This window comes from Sandaracinaceae bacterium, from assembly GCA_016706685.1.
Taxonomy (GTDB): domain Bacteria; phylum Myxococcota_A; class Polyangia; order Polyangiales; family Houyiibacteriaceae; genus JADJJE01.
The window spans coordinates 80,220-100,100 of the sequence record JADJJE010000022.1 but is presented as its reverse complement, the minus strand read 5'-3'; the positions used below and the strand labels follow the sequence as shown (position 1 = coordinate 100,100).

Below are 19,881 nucleotides of genomic sequence, written 5' to 3'. Positions count from 1 at the left end.
AGACTGCGGTATGGCTCTCCCGCGCCTCCAGCTCTTCGAGTTCAACGACCACGCCCGCACCCCCGAGTCGCTGCGTGACACCGTCATCGAGACGCTCAGCCAAGTGCTGGACGAGGCCGGCGTGGTGCGCGCCACCATCCCGGTGGTGGAGAGCTTCCTCGAGACGGCGGGCTACGACGCCATCCTGGACCTGTGCGCCGGCGCGGGCGGCCCCGCCGAGATCCTGTGCCGCGAGATGCAGGCCGAGGGCAAGCGCCCGCCCCACATCTTGGAGACGGACCTCTTCCCGCGCATCGAGGCGTGGAGCGCGGCGCGCGAGCGGCGGCCCGGGTCCATCGACTTCGTGGCCACACCGGTGGACGCCACCAACATCCCGCCCGAGATCTCGGCCAAGCGCGCGCGCGTCATCTGGAACGCCTTCCATCACTTCCCGCCGGCGCTGGGCACCGCCATCCTGCGCGCCGCCGTGACGGACCGCGCGCCCATCCTGATCCTCGAGGGCTTCGAGCGTGACCCGCGCGGCTTCCTGCCGTTTGCGGCATCCGGGGTGCGCGTGCTGTACCAGAACCCGCTGCGCTCGCCGAAGCAGCGCGGCCAGAAGATGTTCTGGACGTGGCTCACCCCCATCGCGCTGGCCGTGAGCACGTGGGACGGGTTGGTCAGCACGCTGCGCGTCTACAACGAGCGCGAGCTGTTCGCCATGGTGGAGCCCTTCGGAGCGGGCTACGCGTGGGACTACGGCACTTACGAGTTCCCGCACGGGGGGCGCGGCATGTACTTCCAGGGCATCCCGCGCTGAGGTGCTGAAGATTCCACCCATCTCGCGAGTGGACGGTTTCGCCTTGCTGCAAGGTTCTTTGGGCACCCCGGCTTGAAAGCCGGGGCAGCATCCCCCGCCCTGACCGGCGCGGAAGTCCAGCCCCTGGCGGGCCCGGACTGGGCAGTTCCAAGCAGGACTGCGGCTGAGCGCAAAGGCGCGGATGACGCAGAACTCGAGACCCATCCGACCTTGAACAACGCAGTCCGCGCCCGGCAGGGGGCGGACTTCCGCAATTGATCCAGGCCCGGGATGCTGCCCCGGGTTTCAACCCTGTCCACTCATCGCTTCTTCAAGAACTCTGCGGCGAGTTCGGGGTTTTCGGCGAGTGCAGTGAACATCTTGGTGTAGCGGGACAGCTCATCGAGCCCGCGCGAGATGCTTGTCGAGCCGGGTTCGTACTTGGCGTACTGCCCTGACCAGCCACCGATGTCCGCGATCCATCGCACGGCTGTTCGCATCGTGGGGATGCCATCGGGCACCTCCTCGACGGTGTTCTTGATGAGTCGCTTGGCGAAGATGAGAGCTCGGATCTCGATTTCGGTTAGCTCACAGGTCGCGGGCTCCGCGGGTTGGGTGCGAGCCAGTCGCTTGATGTGCTCAGTTCGTGCAGCCACGGCTGCGAGCAGGATGGACCATTTTCGAATCCCGTTCGCGCTCCGAAGATGAATGTTCTGAGCGTCACACCCGCCCGACTTCCAGGTCCGATGAAACTCCTCGATGCGCCAGCGGGCTCGATAGCTGTCGATGACGCGGTCGGCTTCTGCGAGCGTCGTCACAGGGCGATTCGTGAGCAGCACCCAGTGAATGGGATTGGAAACGGTTCCCACCTCACGGACTTCGACGACACCAACATCGAGCGCGATCCGTTCGTCCCGAGCTGCGTACGTTGGAAGCATCAGCCTCAGCGACGTGGCTCGAATGGTGACCTTGGCAGCTCGAGCAGCGCGTTGCGGCGTTCGCGGGATGTGCAGAACGCGTCGGCCCATGAGCTTCGCGGCGCTTGCAGCCGAGAACAGCTTCGTCGGCTTCTTACGCCATCGGGCCACGCGGTCTTGCGCGGCCCGAATCGTGAACCACGTCCCCGCCTTGCTCAGTTGCCTCAGCAAGGCGGATTCATCGGCCTCGCGGTCCATCACGAACCACGGCCGGACCTTCGGCGCGTGGGCCTTGAGCACCTTGCTAACGCTCTTCACGGCTGCGCTCCAGTGCCGCATCTCCGTGTCCCGGCTTCGCCGACGAAGGTAGCGACTCTGCTTTGACTTGCTTGCCCCACGCGCCCAGAACTTCACGTCCAGCACGCCCTCGAACTTGTCGTTCGGAGCCACTGCCACGGCATTGACGACTTTAGTCCGGCGTTGGGTCAATCGAGCCGAGCCCAGCACCAGGCCCGCGCCGCCCCGCATCGACGGGCTGTCGACGACGCGGTAGCGGCTAGCAGCGCCTCGGGGCGCACCTTCTTGGCCTCAGTCGTCGCCGCGTCCCGCCGGGCGCCTGAGCGACCCGTGCTGCCACGCGAACCAAACGTCGGGTCCGCCTAACGTCACCGAGGTCCGCTCCACCAAACTCTTCGTCTGCCCACGTCGTCGCGTCGTCCATCTCCTCTGAACACGCGACTCACCGCCGCCCCGGGCTTTCAGACGGACTGGACAGGTTTCAACCCGGGTGGCCATAGTGCCTTGCAGCAAGCCGATTCGGCCCCCTAGCAAGATGTGTAGGATCATCAGGCTTCCAGCCGGGGGTGCCCCATGACCCCGCCCCTGAGACAGCTCTCGCGTGTTCGTCGCGTGGCTGCTATGAGTCCGGGGTGACCGACGCGTCGCGCAAGCGCAGGACCTCCGCCACGACCGTGAGCCGGGCCGCCCCTGTCCGTGTCGAGGCGCCGTCGCCCGCCGCCCCCGCCAAGACCGACGACGTGGTGCTGGTGCACGGCCAGAGCGAAGACGGCGCCTTCCGCGTGCTGCGCAAGCGCGGCGAGGAGCTGCACGTGGGCGAGATGCGTCCGCTCGAAGAGGGCAAGGCGCTGACCCCCGGCGGTGAGGTGGTGGCGCTCCGGCCGCGCGCCGACAGCCCGCAGCTGTTCGATGCGCAGACGCTCTACCGCGTGCCGGGTGAGGCCCCCGCGCGCACCGAGGCGGCCGAGCCTGCGGCCCCTGCGCTGCCCTCGGGAGAGCCCAGCACGGTGGGCGGCGGCCCGGCGCAGGTGTCCACGCCGGCCTACCGCGAGGGCTGGGGGGCCATCTTCGGCGGCACGCGCCGGCGCCGCTCGGGCCAGCACACGCTCAACTGAGATGCTGAGTCCGGGTGCCACGGCTTATCGCGGGGTCACGCTGCGCTATGGGATGGACCCCGAGCGCCTGGGCCCGGCGCTTTCGTCGCGTGCGCAGTGGCTGGACGCAGACCCGGCGACGCGCGCGTGGATCGACCACGCCCTCGAGCACCCGCACGGCGGCTGGGCCATGGCGGCGCGGGGGGCCCTCAGCAAGCTGATGAGCGACTACGACGCCAACGGGCTGCTGGGCACGCACGACATGCGCGTGCTCGGCAGCGCGCAGTGGCGCACGCTGCTGGGGGACCGGCTGCACGGGCGCTTGCTGGACGTGGGCGCCGGGGATGGTCACGTCACGGCCGAGCTGACGGGCGCGATGGTGGACATGAGCAGCGTGGTCACCACCGAGCTCTCGCCCAAGATGGCCGCGCGCCTGCGCGAGCGGGGCTTCCGCTGCCACGAGCTGGACCTGGCCACGCAGGCGCTGCCCGAGCCGGGGCCGTTCGACGTCATCGCCATGCTCAACGTGCTGGACCGCAGCGCGCGGCCGCTCACCCTGCTGGAGCGCCTGCGTGAGCTGCTGGCGCCGCGTGGCCGGCTCTTGCTCGCCGTGCCGCTGCCGCTCTCCCCGCACGTGCACGTGGGCCCGCTCACGCTGGAACCCGACGAGCGCTTGCCGCTCGACGACCGCTCGTTCGAGCACGCCGCGCGCACCCTCGCCGAGCTGTGCTTCGAGCCGCTGGGCCTCGAGGTGTGCTCGCTCTCACGGGCTCCCTACTTGTGTCGTGGCTCGTCGAAGCGCCCGGTGGTGGTGCTGGACGACTCGGTGTTCGTGCTGGCGCGCCGCGGCGAGCGCTGAGCTCAACGCACTCGGACGGGCGCGCTCGGGGGCGACACGCGGCCGAAGTGGTCGATGACGTAGGCCTCCACCTGCGCGCGCACGGCCACCCGGCCACGACCCTCGACGAAGCCGGGTTCGCAGCGGCCACCGAGCGTGCCGCTGTCTTCCAGCGTGGTGCCGAAGCGCGCATCGAAGAACTGGAGGCCGACGGTGGACCCCACCGTGCGCACCACCAGGAACTCCGCCAGGTCGGGCAACGCCTGCCCCAGCTCCACGCGGGTCTGCCATTGGGTCCACCGGCCGGCGCCACGCGGGCCCTCGTAGGCCTGGTGGCGCTCTTGGTGCGTGACGCTCGTGAGCACGGGCGCAGCGGGTGGAGGTGGCAGCACGCCTCCAATGGTGACCGAAGGTGGGGTCTCACCGGGCCCAGCGAAGCCCTCGAGGGCGTACACCCCGGGAGGCGGCGGGGTCGCCCAGGCGAGCCGGATCAGGCCGCCCGGAATGGGGTGCTGCGTCACGGGCACCCGGCGCGTCCGTTGCACCAGCGCGAGCGGCGGCAGGGTGAACTCCCCCGCGCTGCCGTAGCTGGCCGGCAGCCCGCCAGCATCGAACCCGTATTGGATGCCCGCCAGCAGCGATCCGTCGGCCGCGACGGGCACATCCAGCGGCGTCACCAGGATGGCCGTGGTGCGCGTGGCCACGCACAGCGCGTCCGCGTCCCGGGCGAAGAGGGCGAGCAGCGCGGCGACCAATAGAAGGAAGTGGGGTGTGCGACGCATGGCGGTACCTGGGAGTGTACCCCTTGGGCTGCCGAAATCTTGCTTCCCTGGCGCGCGTTCCCTAGCGTCCGGGCATGCGCCGCCTCCTTCGCCCCCTCCCGCTCCTCGCGTTCGTGCTCGCCTCGGGCTGCATCTTCCAGAACGTGGGCTCCGAGGAGAAGCTGCGCGACGCCGTGGTGGGATACAACGACGAGACGCGCTGGAACCGCATGGATCTGGCGCAGCTGCGCGTCACACCCGCCCGCCGCGGCGACTTCCGGCTGCGCCACCATCGCTGGGGACGCGACATCCAGATCGCCGACATGGACATCCTGGACGTGCAGGTGAGCGGTGAGGAGCAGGAGAACGCGACCTCCGTGGTGCACATCAGCTGGTACGACCAGAGCACCATGATGATCGCCGACACCATCGTGGCGCAGGAGTGGGAGCGCGTGACGGGCGGCTACATCCTGGTCGAAGAGACCGTGCGCGAGGGCAACGGGACGCTGCTGGAGATCCCGCCGCACCTGCTGCCCACCGAGAGCACCGACGAGGCCGCTCCGAGCGACGGCGAAGCCGTGACCGACGCGCCAGAGGCGGAGGCTTCGCGCGAGACCGCTGGCGCCACGGGCCTCGGCGCCTGACCCACGCTCGCGCGCTTGTCTGCGTGCCGAGCCGGGATAGACTCCGCCGGTGAAAACCTCGCTCACCGGCATCAAGCCGACCAACACGCCGCACCTCGGGAACTACCTGGGCGCCATTCGCCCTGCCCTCGAGCTCGCGCGCGGCTACCGCTCGCTCTACTTCATCGCGGACTACCACGCGGTCACCACGGTGAGCGACCCGAAGGCGCTCCACACGTACGTGTACGACGTGGCCGCCACGTGGCTGGCGTCGGGGCTGGACCCGAACGAGACCATCCTCTTCCGGCAGTCGGCCATCCCCGAGGTGTTCGAGCTGGCGTGGATCCTCAGCTGCCAGCTGGGCACCGGGCAGCTGGAGCGCGGTCACGCCTACAAGGACGCCCTCGAGAAGGGCGGCGAGAAGCCCAACGCGGGCGTGTTCTACTACCCGGTGCTCATGGCCGCGGACATCTTGCTGTACGACACGCACGTGGTGCCCGTGGGCAAGGACCAGAAGCAGCACCTCGAGCTGTGCCGCGACGTGGCGCTGCGCATCAACCATGTCTACGGCGAGGGCACGCTGGTGGTGCCCGAAGCGGTGATCGCGGAGGGGCCGCTGGTGCCCGGCACGGACGGCGAGAAGATGAGCAAGAGCCGCGGCAACACGCTGCCGCTCTTCGCGGACGAGAAGGCGCTGCGCAAGATGGTCATGAAGATCAAGACCACCTCGGAGTCCCTCGAGGAGCCCAAGACCGCTGTGGGTTCCACGGTGTACGAGCTGCTGCTGCAGCTGTCGCCCAAGGACGCAGCGGTGCTGGCCGAGCGCTTGGCGGCCGGTGGCTTCGGCTGGGGCGACGCGAAGCAGATGCTGTTCGAGGCCATCGACGCGGAGCTCGGGCCCAAGCGTGAGCACTACAACGCGCTGCGCGCCGACGAGGCCAAGCTGGACGAGCTGCTGGCGGCCGGCGCCGAGCGCGCGCGCGTGCACGCCCGCGAGACCATGCGCCGCGTGCGAGACGCCGTGGGCATCGGGCACGCGCGCTGAGGGGGGGGGGGGGGGGGGGGCGGGGGCGGGGGCGGGGGGGGGGGGCGGGGCCGGGGCCGGGGCCGGGGCCGGGGCCGGGGCCGGGGCCGGGGCCGGGGGGGGGCCCCCCCCCCCCCCCCCGCGGGGGCGGCCGGGGGGGCGGGCGGCGGGGCGGCGGGGCGGGGCGGGGCGGGGGCGGGGGGGGGGGCGGGGGGGGGCCGCCCCGCCGCGTCCGGGCCCCCCCTCTGCCCGGCGCGGTGTGGGCGCAACGAGCTGAGGCTTGCCACTCGGACACGCGCTCGGTCTCCGATGACTCGCCTCTGGCTCGCCTACTGGCCGAGGCCGCGCAGCGCGGTCGCGTTGGTGGGATCGAAGCGCAGCGCTTGCTGGAAGGCCGAGCGCGCGCCCCCTGCGTCACCCGAGTTGCGGCGCGCCGTGCCGAGGGTGGCCCAGTAGTTGGCGTTGCGCGGAGACAGCTGCGTGGCTCGCTCGAGGGCCGCTGCGGCGCCGCGCCCGTTGCGCTGACGCATGCGCGACTGACCAAGGGCGAACCAAGCGCCCGCGTTCGAAGGCGACGAGCGCGTGAGCTGCTCGTAGAGCTGCGTGGCCTCGGCGTGGTTGCCGGCGGCCGTGGCTGCGCGCGCTCGCTCTTGAATGCCCGACGACGCGCTGGCGTTTGCGGCGGCCGGGCGGGCGGCGCTCATCATGCTGCTGGCCGCGGCGGCGCGACGCAGGGCCAGCCAGCGCGCGCGCTCGGCACGGCCACGCGGACGCGGGCCGTTCATGAATGCCACGTCGTCCATGGGACCCGCGTCGGGCGGGCCGAGATCCGGCGGGCCCAGGTCGGGCGGGCCGAGATCCGGCGGGCCCAAGTCGGGCGGACCGAGGTCCGGCGGACCCAGGTCGGGGGGACCCAAGTCGGGTGGCAACAACGCCACGGTCCCTGCGTCGAGCAGGGGCGCCGGCGTCGGCGCGGTGAGGGTGCCAGTGCCCGCGATGGTGGCCGGCGGTGACCCCGCGGTGTCGTCGTCGGTCGGAAGCGCGAGCCAGATGCCCACGATGCAGGCGCCCGTGACGCCCAGCAGGACAGCCGCGATGAGGGCCATCTTGAGCCCCGAGCGCTTGGGCTGCGCGGCGCTGACCGGTTGGGCCGCGATGGGCGCCACGTCGGCTGCCGAAGCGGCGCTGGGCGGCGCGTCCGAGGCCACGGCCGGTGCAGCCGCTGGGAAGTTGGCGGGGGGAGCGAAGACGGCGGGTGGTGGGGCAAGCGGCGCAGGGGCCACAGCCGCGGCCAGCGGAGGCGGCGCGCTGACCCGCCCCGCCAGGGGTGGCGGCGCGCTGATGCGCGCGGGAGGCGCGGTGGGCATGGCGCCCAGCGGCGCGGTCACGGGCGCGGCTGCCTGCGGGGGGGGATCGAACGCGATGATGGGCGCCGCGAGTCCCGCGGGCGCCGCGTCCTCCACCGTGTGCCCGAGGTCCGACGAGCTGAACATCGCGGTGGGCTCGTCCTCGGCTTCCTCGTCGTCCGCCACGTCGGCGTCATCCACCGGGGGCAGCGTCATCTCGGTGGTGGGCGGCTCGTGGCCGTCGAACATGCGGGTGGGCTCGTCGTCCTCGAAGCCCGTGGGCCCAGTGACCGGCGGCGTCTCGACGGGCGGCGTGACCAGGATGGACGGCGACGCCTCGAAGAGCGGCGCCGGTGCGGCGACGGGTGGCGCGCCCGCGAGGTGACCATCGAACATGGACGTCGGCTCTTCTTCGAAGCCGGTCAACTCGGGTGCGGGTGCGGGAAAGTCCGTGGCGGTGCGCTCGAACAGCGGCGGCGCGGCCGGCGGAGTGGGCGGCGGGAGGCGGCTCGGACGCACCTCCACGATCTGCTCGAAGCCAATCTGCTGCGTGGTGTCGATGCGGCTCTTGGTGGCCGTGGAGGTGCCGAGCGGAGCCGTGGGCGCGGTGCCCGGCGCCTGCCCACGCAGCTCGCGGGCCTCGACGATCTGCTCGAGCTGGATCTGCTGGGTGGCGTCATCGCGGAAGCCGGAGGTGCTCTCCACGCTGGGCGCGGGCATCCCCACCATGGTGCGCTTCGGTAGTCGGCCCGAGCTGGGACCGCTGGGCACCGGCGGCGGGATGCTGGGCTGGCGCGCGGTGGTGGGCTCGGCCGGCGCCGTGGCGGCCGGCGCGGGGGCAGCCGCAGGGGGCATGATGGCCGGCACGCCGAGCAATGTGGCCTTGGGCGAGCGCGGTGGCGGCCCAGCGGCCGGTCGCGGAGCAGCCACGGGTGCCGCCACGGCGGGCGCCGTCACCGGAGGCCGCGCTGCGCTGGGTGCACCGGCGGGACCTTCCGCCACACGCAGGGCGGGCGGCACGTAGGACACCAGCGTCTTGGCCACCTTTTGCGCGGAGAACGGCCGGCGGCGCGGCTCCTTGTCCAGCAGCTGGTCCAGCAGGCCGCGCACCTCCGCGTTGAGGTCCATGCCCAACGGCGGAGGGGGATCGCTCAGGTGCGCCTTGAAGACCGCGGCCGTGGGGCCATCGAAGGGCGGCTCGCCCGAGAGCGATGCATAGAGGATGGCGCCCAGCGCATAGAGGTCGCTGCGGAAGCTGGTGGGCTTGCCCTCCACCTCCTCGGGCGACACGAACGGCGCGGTCCCGAAGATGCGCTCGTGGTCATCGTCCACCGGCGCGGCCACCGTGGCGTCCACGATCACCGCGCGACCGTCTGGCTGCAGCAGGATGCGCTCCGGGCAGAGGTCACGGTGCAAGAGCCCCGCGCGGTGCAGGGCATGCAGCGCATCGGCCACCTGGCCGCCCACGCTGAGCGCCTGATCCATGGCCATGGGCCCCTGCGCCAGCCGCTCGGCCAGGCTGACGCCCTCGACGAACGGGCGGAAGAACCAGAGCTGACCGCCGTCCTCGCCGTGCTCGCTGGGCACGGCCAAGCCCGGGTGCGCCACGGTCATGAGCTTGTCGAGCCCGCGCGCGAGGCGCATGCGGTCGGTGGCCGAGCGAGAGAGCGAGGTGTCGAGCAAGCGCAGCACCCCCTCGGCGCCCGCCGCGGAACGCGCCCGATAGGCTGCGCCCATCCGGCCTCGGTGCAGCAGCGACTGCGCCGTGAAGCGGGTGGCAATTCCGGGGGGCAGGGAGAGATCGGTCACGCGTGGTCCTGACTCGGCCGTGAAAGCGGTGGCCGCAAAATCAGCGGCAAATTTACGGGAAAGCGCGCGCGTGCGTCAACGTTCGCGCAATTCGGGTCCCCGGGTCGCGGAGCGCGCGAGCACCCGCTCGGCGATCCACACGCCCAGCACGAGGAGGTGCATGGCGCCGAGGGCGCCCGAATCCACCTGCCACGTTCGCGTGACGGCCCAGGCGTCGAGGGGCACGTAGGCCACGTAGACCGCTGCTGCGAAGGCCAGCCCCGCCACGCGCCCGGTGACGAGCTCGAGCGGCACCAGCAGCGCCAGGTACCAGGGGTGCAGCTGCGGGGTGAGCAGCAGGGCCGCGAGAACGATGCGCCGGAGCGCGAGCGCGGGCGGGACCGGACGCACCACTACGCTCAGCACGACCAGCAGCAGCAGCAGCACGACGCACGCGCGCGCCAGGGGCCGGGCCAGCACAGAGGGCTCCACCAGCGTGGGCGGCGGGGGCTCTTTCTTGGGCCCGAGGAGCCCCGCGCGCGGGTCCACGCCGAGGCGCGCGAGCTGTCTCAGCCAGGTGGGCTCGGGCTCGAGGTCCAGCTTTCCCCAGCGCAGCCCGTAGTGCCGCACCAGCGCCCGCTCGATGCCCCGCTCGAGCACGCCGTAGGCCCCGTCGTTCCCGCGCCAGCGCGTGGCGTACTGCCCGAGGCCACTCGGCACGTCGCGCTCGGCGTGCCCCGCGAAGGGCAGCGGCGCGAGCAACGCCACGCCCACCAGCAACAGCGCGGGTGCCACCCAGCGGAGGCGACGGTCGCGCGCCCCGGCCAGGAGCGGCACCAGCAAGAAGCCCACCAGCTTGAGCCCGATGGCCAGCGCGCCGAACAGGCCGACCCGGAACCTCGCCGCGCGGTCGGCGCGGGCGCGATGGGGGCGTGGGGTCGTCACGACGGGGCCCACGGTGGAAGTGCCACCGGGCAGCCGCGACCACGCCAGCAACGCCAGCAGCACGCACGCCGCCGCCAGCACGTCGATGTGCCCGTTCAGCGGCCCCTCGGCCAAGAGCAGCGGATTGAGCGCCACGGCGAAGCTGGCCTGCGCGCTGCGGGCCGGCGGCGTCAGCCGTGCCACGGCCAACACCAGCAGCGCGTGCCCCAGCAGCCCCAGCAGCTTGGGCCCCAGCAGCCCCAGCCCGGAGAGCGCCGCGAACGCCGCGATGGCCAACGGCGGGTAGATGGTGGGCAGCTCGGGGTGGTTCACCCGCAGCGCGTGGGCGTCGCGCAGCCCCGCCAGCGCGGGCGCGTCGGGCGCGTGCGCATAGGGGTCGTGTCCCGCCGCCAGCACGCGGCCATCCCACACGTAGCGGTACAGGTCGTCGCTGAGCACCGGCGGAACGGCCAGCAGCACCAGCCCGAGACCCAGCGTGAGCCACAGCGCCCGGCGGCACGCCCGAGCCGAACGCGCGTCGCCGACGTGGGCCACCACCAGCGCGGCGTATGGAAAGAACGACGCCGCCACCGCGAGCGCGACCGTGCTGGGTGGGCCCGCGCCGAACCCCGCGGCGACGACCACCAGCCAGCAACCGGCGTACGCGAGCGCGGCCGCCCACCACGCCGCGCGCTTCACGGAGCGCTGATCCGGAACCGAATCCCCTCGAAGCGCTCTTGCGGCCCGAGCTCCACCTGGAAGGTGCCGAGGCGCACGCCGGCCACGCTGATGGAGAGGATCACGCTGACGGCGTCCTGGGTCTCGGTGGCGCGGTCGAGGCAGTCGCCCCAGCGGTGCAGGAGCAGCTGGTACTCGCCCTCGGGGGCCTCCTCCCGCAGCCACGACACGTTCTCGATGCGCGGGTACTCGATGGCCGAGTCGCACTGACCGCGTCCCGCATAGTCGAAGAGGCCGCCACGGGCCGACGTGGAGCGCTGGTGGCTCAGCACGTCGCCGTCGGGCTCGCGCACGAAGAGGTCGATGTCCGAGCCGTTGTTCCAGGTCATGGTGATCTGCACGTCGCCAGAGCGATAGGGGCAGCCGCCCTCGTCGATGCGGCCGTCACAGTCCTCGTCGATGGCGTTGCAGAGCTCGTTGCTGCCCGCCACGCACAGCGCCTCCACGTCGGTCAGCGTGCGGACGCGGTGCAACAGCTCGGGGTCCAGCGCGAGCGCGCCCACCAGCTCGCGCGGCGCGAGGGCCACGGCCACGGCCTCGGCGCCGGCGGTCTCTTGCTCCTCGCCACCTCCGCGCCGCCGGGAGCAGCTGGGCACCAGCAGGAGGCTCAGCAGCGCGAGCATCAGCACGAAGGAGCCTCGAAGGGCCAAGAGGGGGCTGGGGCGCGCGGGGGTCTGCACGCGCCCACTCTACGACGCCCGCGCCCTTCATTCACGCGCACAGCGACGTGATGGTTGACCACGGCCCCCCGCTCTGGGTTTCCTTGACGCGTGACCCACCCATCGCAGAGCACGCCGGCCGCCGGCGGAACCGACCTCGACCGCTGCGTCGCCCATGTGCGCGAGCGGGCCCCACGCGCCACCCCCGAGGTCGCGCTGGTGCTGGGCTCGGGCCTGGGCACGCTGGCCGACGCCTTCGAAGACGCGGTCGCCATCGACTACACGGACCTGCCCGGGTTGCCCGCGTCCACCGTGGTGGGGCACCGCGGCCGTCTGGTGCTCGGCCGCCTCGAGGGTCGCTCGTGCGTGGCCATGCAGGGCCGCGTGCACCTCTACGAAGGCCATGAACCGGCCACGGTGGCGCACGGCGTGCGGCTGATGCGGCGCCTGGGCGCGCACACGCTGATGGTCACCAACGCGGCCGGCGGCGTGCGGCCCGATCTGCGCCCCGGCGACCTCATGCTGATCACGGACCAGCTCAACCTGACGGCGCGCACGCCGCTGCTGGGGCCCAACGACGACGCGCTCGGGCCACGCTTCCCGGACATGGGACAGGCCTACGACCCCGCCCTGCGCGAGGTGGCCCGCGCGGCGGCCGCCCGGCTCGCGCTGCCACTCCCCGAGGGCGTCTACGCGGGCGTGCTCGGGCCGCAATACGAGACGCCCGCCGAGGTCCGCATGCTGCGCGCGCTGGGCGGCGACGCGGTGGGCATGAGCACGGTGCTGGAGGTCATCGCGGCACGACACGCCGGCCTACGCGTGCTGGGGCTGTCGTGCATCACCAACGCGGCCGCCGGGCTGAGCGACGAGGTGCTGAACCACGCCGACGTGGAGCGCGTGGCCCGCCGCGCGCACAGCAGCTTCGAGGCCCTGGTGCGCGCCATCCTGGCCGACCTGCCAGAGGGGGCGGCGTGAGCGACGTCATCGACTGGGCCGAGCTGCGCCACGCCGCCGCGCTGGCCCGCGAGCACGCCTACGCGCCCTACTCGCACTACAAGGTGGGAGCCGCGCTGTTGGACACCAGCGGTCGCATCCACGCGGGCGCCAACGTGGAGAACGCCAGCTATGGGCTCTGCCTGTGCGCCGAGCGCAGCGCCTTCGGGCGCGCCATCTCAGATGGCGTCACCGCGTTCCGCGCGATCTTCGTGCTCACCCAGGGAGAAGCCCCCGGCACCCCCTGCGGCATGTGCCGGCAGGTCTTGGCCGAGCTCGCGCCCAGCATCCCGGTGCGCTGCGAGACGGTGGGTGGCGCGCGCCTCGACACCAGCGTGGCGGCGCTCCTGCCCTTCGCGTTCGACGCGGAGAAGCTGAAGTGAGCGAGCTCGACGTCGTCATCCGCGGCGGCACGCTGCTCACGCTGTGCTCCGTGCACGGCACCGAGGAGGTGCGCACCGATCTCCGCGTGCGCGGCTCGCGCATCCTCGCCATGGGCCGCGCGGCTCACCGTGGTCCGCCCTCGCGTGTGCTCCCGGCAGAGGGCTGCGTGGTCATCCCGGGCTTCGTGCAGGCCCACGTGCACCTGTGCCAGACGCTGTTCCGTGGCACGGCCGATGGCCTGCCGCTGCTGCCCTGGCTGCGCGAGCGCATCTGGCCCTATGAAGCTGCTCACGACGCACGCAGCCTGCGCGCCAGCGCGCGCCTCGGGGTGGCCGAGCTGCTGCGAGGGGGCACCACCACCATCCTCGACATGGGCACGGTGCGGCACCACGACCAGGTGTTCGAGGTGCTGGCGGAGTCGGGCATGCGCGCCTTCTCGGGCAAGGCCATGATGGACCGCGGGGCCGGGATGCCGCGTGGCCTGCGCGAGACCCGCCGCGAGAGCGTGGCCGAGAGTGACCGCCTGCGCGCCACCTGGCACGGCGCCGCCGAGGACCGGCTGCGCTACGCGTACGCGCCGCGCTTCGTGCTGTCCTGCTCGGACGCGCTGCTGCGGGACGTGAGCGCGCGCGTGGCGGGCAGCGACACGCTGATGCACACGCACGCCGCCGAGCACGCCGAGGAGCGCCGCGCGGTGCGTGAGCAGCTCGGCAAGGAAGACATCGCGGCGCTCGCGGAGTGCGGCATCACCGGCCCGCGCGCCGTGTTGGCCCACGGGGTGCAACTGCGCGTGGCCGAGATCAAGCGGCTGGCCCGGGCGGGCACGCGCGTGGTGCACTGTCCCAGCGCCAACATGAAGCTGGGCAGCGGCATCGCTCCGCTGCGCGCGTTCCGCGAGCACGGGCTGGTGGTAGGCCTCGGCGCCGACGGATCGGCCTGCAACAACCGCCTCGATGCGTTCACGGAGATGCGCCAGGCCGCGCTGCTGTCCTGTGCGCGGGAGCAGGATGCGCTCGCCACGTCAGCCGCTGAAGCTCTGCGCCTCGCCACGCTGGACGGCGCGCGCGTGCTCGGCCTCGACGATCAGATCGGCACGCTCGAGATCGGCAAGCGCGCGGACATCACCGTGGTGAACATCTCGCGGCTGCACCACGCCCCGGGCGGCGACGCGCTCTCACGCCTGGTCTACTGCGCACAGTCTAGCGACGTGCGCCACGTGTTGGTCCACGGGCGAGTCCTCGTCGAGGGCGGCGAGCTGCGCACCCTCGACGAAGCCGAGGTCATCGGCGACGCCACGCTCGAGCTGAAGCGCCTCCTGGCTCGTACCTGAGCGCGGCGGAGAGGCGCCGCTCCGCTAGTTCGCGGCGCCGAGGTCCAGCAGCGCCCGTTCGATCTCGCCGCGGTCCGGCGCGCCGTTGGGCATCAAGTCCAGGTAGCGGCGGTAGCTCTGGATGGCGGGCCCACGCTCGCCCAGCGCACGGTGCGCCTCGGCGCGCGTGCGGTGCGCCGCGGGCAGCCACGGCGGCAAGGGCACGGTCTCGTCGCCGATGACGGTGGCTCGCGCGAGCGAGGTGGCCCCGCCGCGGCGGTCACCGCTGTCGATCTGCAGGCGACCCAGGCGGTACCACCACTCCCCCTGTCGCGGGCGGCCGTTGACGGCGCGCTGGTACGCGATGATGGCCTGCCGCGCGTCGCCGAGCTCGTCGTACGCACGCCCCATGGACGCCCATGCCTCGAGCATCTCGGGTTGCGCCGTGACGGCGGCGATCAAGTCCACGAGCCCTTCGCGGGCCTGCCCCGTCCGAACGCGCAGCTCGCCACGCAGCCAGAGCCCGCGCGGCAACGTGGGCTCGCGCGTGAGCGCGGCTTCGGCCGACTGGTTGGCGATGGGCAGGTCGTTCTGCAGCAACGCCGCCCAGCCGCGGTAGGCATGGAAGGTGGCCACCGAGGGGTCGTTGTTGACGGCCTGGCCGAAGAGCTGCGCGGCCTCTTGAATGCGACCGCGGTCGAACTCGACGCGCCCGAGGAAGTGCAGTGTCTCCGCCGAGAGTGGCCGCTCCGCCAGCACCTCGCGCAAGATGGTCTCCGCCGCGTCCAGCTGTCCGGCGGCCGCGCGCGCGGCTCCGAGCCGCAGCTTGAGATCCAGGTCATCGGGCGCTTCTTCGAGCGCGCGTGCGTAGCTGGCCACCGCACGGTCCGGCATGTTGCGGTCCTCGAAGACGCGCCCGCGCTCGAGCGCCAAGCCCGAGTAGCTGGGATCCCGCGTGGCCACACCTTCGAACGCGGCGTCCGCGGCGGCCAGGCGACCGAGGCGACGGAGCGTGACGCCCAGCTGGAACCGGGAGTCCACGTCGTGCTCGTCGAGCGCGATGGCCGCCTCGAACTCGGTGATGGCCACCTCGAGGTTCCCGAGGCGCACCTGAGAACTACCGCGCAGGCGTCGCACCTCGGCGGTCATGGGCACGTGGTCGGCCGCCGTGGCCAGCACCGCCGCCGCGTCATCGGCCCGGTCTGCATCGAAGTAGAGCTGCGCCAGCGCCATGTAGCCGTCGTATCGCTCCGGAGCCAGACGGACCACCTCACGGAAGCGCTCGATGGCTTCGTCACGACCGGACGTGGCGAGCGCGACACGGCCCAGCCACAGGAGCACCTCGGGGTCCTCGGGGTGACTGGCGAAGAGCGTCATCAGGTGCGTGCGTGCGTCCTGCGGCCGCTCCACCGCGAGCAGCGCCTGCGCCGCGCCCAAGCGAGCTTGGTCCATGTAGGTGCGCTCGCCTTCGACGGGCGTGGGCATCTCCTCTTCGGGGATGGACGCCTCGAGCAGCGTGGTGAAGCGCGTGAGCGCGTCGCGCGCGCGGCCCTCGTGAAGCAGCGCGTTGCCGGCGCCGACCAGCGCCTCCACGTCATCGGGCGACGCCTCGATGGCACGCTCGAACATCTCGCGGGCACGTGAGCGCTGCCCACGCGCCAGGTGCAGCCGGCCGAGCAGGGTGAGCGCCTTCGCCCGGATGCGCGGCGGCGCGACGAGCCGCGTCCCGTCGATGGCCACGAGGCCTCCGGCTTCGCGCGCGAGCTGCACGGCACCTTCCCAGTCGCCCGCGCTGGCCAGGTGGCTGGCGCGCGCGATGCGGGCCTCCACGTGGCGGGGGCTCTGCGCGAGCGTCGCCACCACGGCGTCCACCGCGCCTGCGTCGTTCGCGGCCAAGAGGGCACGGGCCAGGCCCCACTGCGCCCGGGCCCCGCCGCCCTTCTCGACCGCACGGTTGAACGACGCCACGGCATCCGTCGCGGCGTCGTCGAGCAGCGCGGCTTCGCCGGCGATGATCTCGGCGTAGGGATCGGTGGGCGCCACGGCGATGGCGCGGGCCGCACCCTCGCGGGCAGCGCTGGCCACGCCGTTCCGCAGCATGTTCGCCGCCAGCGCCAGCTCGATGCCGGGGGCGTCGTTGCCGCGCTGCTCGAGGCGCGTGGCGATGGAGCTCGCGCGCGTGCTGGCGTCCGCCAGGTTGCCGTAGCGAGCCACGAAGAGGGACTCGTGCAGCAGGCTGCGCGTCATGAGCTCGCGGCTGAGGCCCGCGGTGCGGCGGTAAGCGGCCAGCGTGCGCAGCGACGCGCGCGCACCGGTGTAGGTGTCGTCGGCCGCGAGCTGCTCGGCCTCCTGGATGGTGTCGCGCACCCGCGCCGGATCGCCCGCCTCGGGCAGATAGGGCTCGATGGCGTACATGCCGAACAGGCCGTACTTGGTCTGGGAGAGCGCGGCACCGCCTCCAGCGAGCAGCAGCAGCACCACGGCCAGCGCGCCCAGCACCTTGTAGCCACGCTTCGAGGGAGGCTTCGAGGGGGCGGCGGGCTCAGCCTGCTGCGCGCGCTTTCGATCCCGGGCCGCAGCAACCATCGCGTCACGCGCCGGACCTGCTGGCTCGCCTTCGAACGTCTCATCGTCGACCGCGAGTCCGTCGAACTCGAGGCCAGCGCCGTCGTCGCCACCCAGATCCACATCGCCATAGCCCAGCCCGCCGGCCGAAGCCCCGGGCGCCGAGGCGCGACTGCGCGGCGAGGGCAAGGCCAGCTCGTCGAGGTCGTCGAGGTCGCCCATGCCCCCCGCGTCCAGACCCTGATCGAGTGCTGCGGGTCCGCCACGACGCGGGCTCTCCTCGGCCACGCCGAAGTTGGGCGCGGCGGGTGCGCGCGGCGCGGGGGCCGGCCCGAGGTCCAGGCTGCCGAGGCCATAGCCAGCGCCTGCCGCCGCTCCTGCAGCGGGCGGCGGGATGCTGTCGAAGCCAGCCGAAGCGCTGCCCAGATCCAGCTCACCGAAGTCGCCGAGAGGGTCTGCGGCGCCCGGCTTCGGACGGGCCAACTCACGCCCAGCGGGTGCGGGATCGGAATCGAACGCGTCGAACGGAGTAGAGGGCCGGGCAGCGGCCTTGGGCGCGGGAAGGTTCGAGCCGGCTGGCGCGGGCAGGTCCGCCAGCGGTGAGCGCGGCGCCGGCAGATCCGCCAGCGGTGAGCGCGGCGCCGGCAGGTCCGCCAGCGGTGAGCGCGGCGCCGGCAGGTCCGCCAGCGGTGAGCGCGGTGCCGGCAGGTCCGCCAGCGGTGAGCGCGGCGCGGGAAGGTCCAGGTCCAGCCCGCCTCCGCCCGTCTTCGCCCGTGGTGCAGGAAGGTCCAGGTCCAGCCCGCCTCCGCCCGTCTTCGCCCGTGGTGCAGGAAGGTCGAGGTCGAGTCCACCTCCGCCGCTCTTCGCCCGGGGTGCCGGCAGGTCCAGGTCCAGCCCGCCTCCGCCCGTCTTCGCCCGTGGTGCCGGCAGATCCAGGCCCAGGTCTTCACCCCCCGCTGCCCTCTTCGGCGCAGGCAGGTCCAGCCCCAGGTCCACGCCCCCCGCGGCCCTCTTCGGCGCAGGCAGATCCAGCCCCAGGTCCATGCTCCCCGCGGCCTTCTTCGGCGCAGGCAGATCCAGCCCCAGGTCGTTCGGCGCCTTCGGCGGCGCCGCCTTCTTCGCGGCCGGCAAGTCCACCCCAAGGTCCAACCCAGGCGGCGCGGCCCTCTTCGGAGCTGGCAAATCAAGCCCCAGGTCATCCGGCGCCTTCGGCGGCGCAGCCCTCTTCGGCGCTGGCAGATCCAGCCCCAGGTCATCCGGCGCCTTCGGCGGCGCAGCCCGCTTCGGCGCTGGCAGATCCAGCCCGAGATCATCCGGCGCCTTCGGCGGCGCAGCCCGCTTCGGCGCGGGCAGGTCCAGCCCGAGATCAAGTGGGCTCCCCGGCTTGGCCTTCGGCGCAGGGAGGTCCAGCCCCAGGTCATCCGCGTCGGCAGCGGGCCCGCCCGCACGCTTCGGCGCCGGCAGATCCACGCCATCGAACGACGGCGCAATCCGCGGGCGCGCGGGCGCAGGCGGCGGTGGCGCAGGCGGCTTCGGCGCTGCGGGGGCGGATGGACCCACGCCATCCTTGGTCACCCGAAAGGACTCGCCGCACTTCGGGCAGCGCATGTTCATTCCGCTTGCAGGCAAGCGGCGCTCGTCGAGCTCGTACGGAGCCGAGCAAGATGGACACTCAACGTTGATCATGGCGAGTGCGCGAGCCTATCACGTTGCGCCGGTCCGGGATATTTTGGGCACCACGCGAAGCCGCGGATCCCTCTTGTTGACCGGATCTCGGGACACCAGTAGCTTCTGCCGCGTGAAGCGTACGGTCACACTGGATATCGCGGGTGCTCGCTATCGGCTGAGCACCGACGCGGACGAGAGCCACCTCAAGGGGCTCGCCAGCATCGTCAACGACCGCATCGCTCAGCTGGGCCCCAAGGCGCAGCGCTCTGCCGCGCCCGCCCAGCTGCTGGCCGTAGTGGCGCTCGGGCTGGTGGAAGACCTGCAAGAGGCGCAGCGCCAGCGGGGCGAGCTCGAGGGCCTCGCGCGCGACACCATCGCCCGCGCCATCGAGCGCATCGACCTGCGCCTCAGCGAGGACGCGGAGCTGGCGCGGCGCGCCACCAAGGTCGCCGAGCAGCGCAACCCGGCTCCGTCCACCCCACCCCCGGGCGACGACGAGCCCGATGACCTCTGACGCGCCGCCGGACCCGGACACCGCCGCGCTGGTCGCGAACGACCCCGACTTCGACGTCTACGTCCGCCAGCAGGCCAAGCGCGCGCTGCGCGACAAGATGCGCGCGCTGCGTGCGTCCGTGCCCGCCGAGATGCGCAGCAAGCGCTCGCTGGCCATCGCCGAGCAGCTGCTCGCGCTGCCGGAGCTCGCGCGCGCCAGCACCGTGCTGACCTTCTTGCCCATCAAGGGCGAGCCCACGCTCGAGGTGCTGCACAGCGGGTTGCGGGAACGTGGCGTCACCCTGGCGCTGACCCGCGTGGACCCCGAGACCGACACGCTGGAGGTGGCGCGCTTCGATGGCGAGGACGGGCTCGTCTACGGCTCCTACGGCCTGCGCGAGCCGCCCCCCGGCGCCGCTGCCGTGGCGCTCGACGCCATCGACGTGGTGCTGGTCCCCGGGCTGGTCATGGATCTGCGTGGGCACCGCATCGGCTACGGCAAGGGGCACTTCGACCGGCTGCTGGTGCGACTCCCGACAGCCTTTCGCTGTGGTGTCTGCTACGACTTCCAGCTGGTGGGCGAGGCCCCGTGCCTTCCCCATGACGTGCCCTTGCACGCCGTGGTGACCGACCAGCAAGTCGTCCGCCCCGACCCCGTCGCCCCCTGACCTCCACCCGTCCCG

General features: G+C 72.7%; 17 protein-coding genes. 10 read left to right on the top strand and 7 right to left on the bottom strand.

Features of this window, described 5'->3' with window-relative positions; translation table 11 throughout:
- Window positions 1-10 precede the first annotated feature (10 nt).
- A complete protein-coding gene (locus tag IPI43_24315; GenBank protein ID MBK7777210.1) occupies window positions 11-799 on the top strand; it encodes a hypothetical protein in 789 nt (262 codons plus the stop codon).
- A gap of 299 nt (window positions 800-1,098) precedes the next feature.
- Here IPI43_24315 and IPI43_24310 read toward each other — a convergent pair whose 3' ends face one another.
- Window positions 1,099-2,223, bottom strand: a complete 1,125-nt coding sequence (locus IPI43_24310; GenBank protein MBK7777209.1) for an IS4 family transposase — start codon at window positions 2,221-2,223, stop codon at window positions 1,099-1,101.
- Between the two features lie 28 nt (window positions 2,224-2,251).
- On the bottom strand, window positions 2,252-2,416 hold the full coding sequence (locus IPI43_24305) for a hypothetical protein (GenBank protein MBK7777208.1): 165 nt from the start codon (window positions 2,414-2,416) through the stop codon (window positions 2,252-2,254).
- 208 nt (window positions 2,417-2,624) lie between these two features.
- Between IPI43_24305 and IPI43_24300 the strand changes: the two genes are divergently transcribed.
- Together IPI43_24300 and IPI43_24295 are read left to right on the top strand one after the other, a co-directional pair.
- Window positions 2,625-3,107, top strand: coding sequence for a hypothetical protein (locus IPI43_24300; GenBank protein MBK7777207.1), 483 nt, complete (start codon window positions 2,625-2,627; stop codon window positions 3,105-3,107).
- 1 nt (window position 3,108) lies between these two features.
- Window positions 3,109-3,945, top strand: a complete 837-nt coding sequence (locus IPI43_24295; protein ID MBK7777206.1) for a methyltransferase domain-containing protein — start codon at window positions 3,109-3,111, stop codon at window positions 3,943-3,945.
- A gap of 2 nt (window positions 3,946-3,947) precedes the next feature.
- Here IPI43_24295 and IPI43_24290 read toward each other — a convergent pair whose 3' ends face one another.
- A complete protein-coding gene (locus IPI43_24290) occupies window positions 3,948-4,706 on the bottom strand; it encodes a hypothetical protein (GenBank protein ID MBK7777205.1) in 759 nt (252 codons plus the stop codon).
- 74 nt (window positions 4,707-4,780) lie between these two features.
- Here IPI43_24290 and IPI43_24285 point away from each other — a divergent pair, with 74 nt between their 5' ends.
- The gene (locus IPI43_24285; GenBank protein ID MBK7777204.1) at window positions 4,781-5,329 is read left to right on the top strand and encodes a hypothetical protein; all 549 of its coding nucleotides are present in this window, start codon (window positions 4,781-4,783) and stop codon (window positions 5,327-5,329) included.
- A 49-nt stretch (window positions 5,330-5,378) separates the two neighbouring features.
- Window positions 5,379-6,353, top strand: coding sequence for a tryptophan--tRNA ligase (gene trpS / locus IPI43_24280; GenBank protein MBK7777203.1), 975 nt, complete (start codon window positions 5,379-5,381; stop codon window positions 6,351-6,353).
- Between the two features lie 308 nt (window positions 6,354-6,661).
- Here trpS and IPI43_24275 read toward each other — a convergent pair whose 3' ends face one another.
- The 3 genes from IPI43_24275 to IPI43_24265 form a co-directional block, all read right to left on the bottom strand.
- On the bottom strand, window positions 6,662-9,487 hold the full coding sequence (locus IPI43_24275; protein ID MBK7777202.1) for a protein kinase: 2,826 nt from the start codon (window positions 9,485-9,487) through the stop codon (window positions 6,662-6,664).
- Window positions 9,488-9,562: 75 nt separating this feature from the next.
- A complete protein-coding gene (locus IPI43_24270; protein MBK7777201.1) occupies window positions 9,563-11,089 on the bottom strand; it encodes a hypothetical protein in 1,527 nt (508 codons plus the stop codon).
- On the bottom strand, window positions 11,086-11,808 hold the full coding sequence (locus IPI43_24265; protein ID MBK7777200.1) for a hypothetical protein: 723 nt from the start codon (window positions 11,806-11,808) through the stop codon (window positions 11,086-11,088). Before IPI43_24265 ends, IPI43_24270 begins: the two co-directional genes overlap by 4 nt.
- A gap of 90 nt (window positions 11,809-11,898) precedes the next feature.
- Here IPI43_24265 and IPI43_24260 point away from each other — a divergent pair, with 90 nt between their 5' ends.
- The 3 genes from IPI43_24260 to IPI43_24250 all read left to right on the top strand — a co-directional run bounded on the left by IPI43_24260 (window position 11,899) and on the right by IPI43_24250 (window position 14,494).
- A complete protein-coding gene (locus tag IPI43_24260; protein ID MBK7777199.1) occupies window positions 11,899-12,762 on the top strand; it encodes a purine-nucleoside phosphorylase in 864 nt (287 codons plus the stop codon).
- Between the two features lie 8 nt (window positions 12,763-12,770).
- Window positions 12,771-13,163, top strand: a complete 393-nt coding sequence (cdd, locus tag IPI43_24255) for a cytidine deaminase (protein MBK7777198.1) — start codon at window positions 12,771-12,773, stop codon at window positions 13,161-13,163.
- A 110-nt stretch (window positions 13,164-13,273) separates the two neighbouring features.
- Entirely contained in the window at window positions 13,274-14,494 is a 1,221-nt protein-coding gene (locus IPI43_24250) for an amidohydrolase family protein (protein ID MBK7777197.1), read from the top strand.
- Window positions 14,495-14,518: 24 nt separating this feature from the next.
- Here the strand turns inward: IPI43_24250 and IPI43_24245 are convergent, their stop codons facing one another.
- Complete coding sequence (locus tag IPI43_24245) at window positions 14,519-18,724, bottom strand: zinc-ribbon domain-containing protein (GenBank protein ID MBK7777196.1); 4,206 nt, start codon at window positions 18,722-18,724, stop codon at window positions 14,519-14,521.
- Between the two features lie 112 nt (window positions 18,725-18,836).
- On the opposite strand from IPI43_24245, the gene IPI43_24240 reads away from it, so the two are divergent.
- Both IPI43_24240 and IPI43_24235 read left to right on the top strand, forming a co-directional pair.
- Window positions 18,837-19,220 carry a cell division protein ZapA gene (locus IPI43_24240; protein ID MBK7777195.1) on the top strand — a complete coding sequence of 128 codons (384 nt, stop codon included), beginning with the start codon at window positions 18,837-18,839 and terminating at the stop codon, window positions 19,218-19,220.
- The gene (locus tag IPI43_24235; protein MBK7777194.1) at window positions 19,210-19,866 is read left to right on the top strand and encodes a 5-formyltetrahydrofolate cyclo-ligase; all 657 of its coding nucleotides are present in this window, start codon (window positions 19,210-19,212) and stop codon (window positions 19,864-19,866) included. Before IPI43_24240 ends, IPI43_24235 begins: the two co-directional genes overlap by 11 nt.
- Window positions 19,867-19,881: the final 15 nt, after the last annotated feature.

Bases quoted from the DNA above. Each gene is read 5' to 3' on its own strand.
- IPI43_24315 (MBK7777210.1), top strand. From the start codon at position 11: ATGGCTCTCCCGCGCCTCCAGCTCTTCGAGTTCAACGACCACGCCCGC.
- IPI43_24305 (MBK7777208.1), bottom strand. From the start codon at position 2,416: ATGGACGACGCGACGACGTGGGCAGACGAAGAGTTTGGTGGAGCGGAC.
- IPI43_24290 (MBK7777205.1), bottom strand. From the start codon at position 4,706: ATGCGTCGCACACCCCACTTCCTTCTATTGGTCGCCGCGCTGCTCGCC.
- IPI43_24250 (MBK7777197.1), top strand. From the start codon at position 13,274: ATGGGCCGCGCGGCTCACCGTGGTCCGCCCTCGCGTGTGCTCCCGGCA.
- IPI43_24245 (MBK7777196.1), bottom strand. From the start codon at position 18,724: ATGATCAACGTTGAGTGTCCATCTTGCTCGGCTCCGTACGAGCTCGAC.
- IPI43_24235 (MBK7777194.1), top strand. From the start codon at position 19,210: ATGACCTCTGACGCGCCGCCGGACCCGGACACCGCCGCGCTGGTCGCG.
- IPI43_24285 (MBK7777204.1), top strand. From the start codon at position 4,781: ATGCGCCGCCTCCTTCGCCCCCTCCCGCTCCTCGCGTTCGTGCTCGCC.
- IPI43_24295 (MBK7777206.1), top strand. From the start codon at position 3,109: ATGCTGAGTCCGGGTGCCACGGCTTATCGCGGGGTCACGCTGCGCTAT.
- IPI43_24310 (MBK7777209.1), bottom strand. From the start codon at position 2,223: ATGCGGGGCGGCGCGGGCCTGGTGCTGGGCTCGGCTCGATTGACCCAA.